We start from the raw sequence: 1,583 nt of genomic DNA on the forward strand, positions 1-1,583 counted from the left end.
GGTCGGTTCCGGCCAGCGCGGCGGGGTGTCGGAAAGCGCCGCCATGCCGGGATCATAAGGAAAGCGCGGCACGCCGAGATCCGGCTGGTTGAGTCGCTTGGCGCCCAAGAGACGCCCTTCGCGGGCGGCGGGCAGCAAGTCGAGCCGGGCCTCGAGCCCGGCGTGGCGCAGCTGGTTGACCAGCGAGGTCAGAAACGCCGTCTTGCCCGCCTGGGAGAGCCCGGTCACGGCAAGCCGAAGCTGCCGGTCGCGGCCGCGCTCGAGAAGGTTGTTGAGCTCGCGACTCAAAGGCTGGAGCATGGGGCGTTTCCTCGCAGGGCGAAGGGGGTTCTGCGTGGCGAAGGGCGCATGCTCACCCCAGGCTCAGCGTGGTGCCGAGCAAGTGCTGGGCGCCGGGCACCAGCCAGACCGGATCGAGCCGAGTGTTGGCCGCCTCGATGCACACGAAGCGGTAGGCGGTTTCCGGCGCGATGTCCTCCGGGTACGCCTCGCCCGGGTGCCAGACCACCGTCGAATCGCTGGACTGCTTGGCGACCCGCAGGCGGCGCTCGCCGTCGTCGAGCAGCGCCGCCTCGTTGGTGTGGTAGATGCGATCCACCGCGCCCTGAATGGCCAGGGTGCCCTGCTGCTCGGCCTCGGCGAACTCCTTGAGCTTGTCCAGGTAGCGCGCGCCGGCCAGCCCCGTGATGCGACACTGGTGGGTGTGGGCGACGCTCAGGTAGGTATGCAGCGCGGCGCTGATCTTCACCGGCGTTTCGCCGACGTTTTCGCTGATCAGCTCGACGTTCAGGCGCTGGGCGTTGGCCTGAATGACCACCCGCGCGGTGAGCAGGCTGTGCAGACGCTCGGCAGGGGAGAGGTGGACCTCGATGCCCTCGGCGTGCTCGTCGACGGCATCGAGTCGCCATGTCGCCTGGCGCGCCAGGCCATGGAAGGGGCCGTCGCGCTCGGGGGATTCGTCGGCGTAGCGCTCGCCGGCGAACCAGGGCCAGCACAGCGGAATGCCGCCGCGAATGGTGCCCGGCAGCGCCTGGGGCGTGGCGGTGGTCCAGAGCCAGGGCGCGCCGTCGTGCGGCTTGAAGTGCAGCACCTGGGCGCCTTGCAGGACGATGACCATCTCTCCCCACGCCATGTTGAAGATCACCACGTCGCGGTCTTGCCAGGTGGCCTGCGCCTGACCGGTGACGCCTCTGACGAGCGTATCCAGGGAGTCGGGAATCATGGCATTTCCTCAAATAGGGCATATAGTAACAAGTGTGCCGAGGCGAACCTTGCCCGGCCGAGAATCAAGCAACAGTAGCGCTGTGTGCTATGTTAGGACAAGCGCGCAAGGTGGTAAAAACCTGCGCATAAGTAAAAACCAAGGAGGCGTTATGGGCTTTTTTGCATGGCTTATCATCGGTGGCCTGGCTGGCTGGATCGCCGGCAACATTATGCGTGGTGGCGGTTTCGGGATCATCGCCAACATCGGCGTGGGCATCGTGGGGGCCGTGATCGGCGGTTTCCTGTTCAGCCTGCTGGGTCTTTCCGCCGGCGGCTTCATCGGCTCGCTGGTGACCGCGACCGTGGGTGCGGTCGTCTTG

General features: G+C 66.8%; 3 protein-coding genes. 1 reads left to right on the plus strand and 2 read right to left on the minus strand.

Annotation, left to right across the window (positions count from 1 at the left end; genetic code table 11):
* The coding region (locus tag BIS11_RS17105; RefSeq protein WP_253586659.1) for a YcjX family protein at positions 1-300 on the minus strand (300 nt) is incomplete at its 3' end.
* Positions 301-352: 52 nt separating this feature from the next.
* Positions 353-1,222, minus strand: coding sequence for a D-hexose-6-phosphate mutarotase (locus tag BIS11_RS17110; protein WP_253426851.1), 870 nt, complete (start codon positions 1,220-1,222; stop codon positions 353-355).
* 151 nt (positions 1,223-1,373) lie between these two features.
* On the opposite strand from BIS11_RS17110, the gene BIS11_RS17115 reads away from it, so the two are divergent.
* Positions 1,374-1,583, plus strand: a 210-nt coding sequence (locus BIS11_RS17115) for a GlsB/YeaQ/YmgE family stress response membrane protein (RefSeq protein WP_253586660.1), incomplete at its 3' end; no start/stop codon positions are given.

The sequence above is a fragment of the Halomonas sp. 707D4 genome, assembly GCF_024158685.1.
GTDB lineage: Bacteria > Pseudomonadota > Gammaproteobacteria > Pseudomonadales > Halomonadaceae > Vreelandella.

Bases quoted from the DNA above. Each gene is read 5' to 3' on its own strand.
- BIS11_RS17110 (WP_253426851.1), bottom strand. From the start codon at position 1,222: ATGATTCCCGACTCCCTGGATACGCTCGTCAGAGGCGTCACCGGTCAG.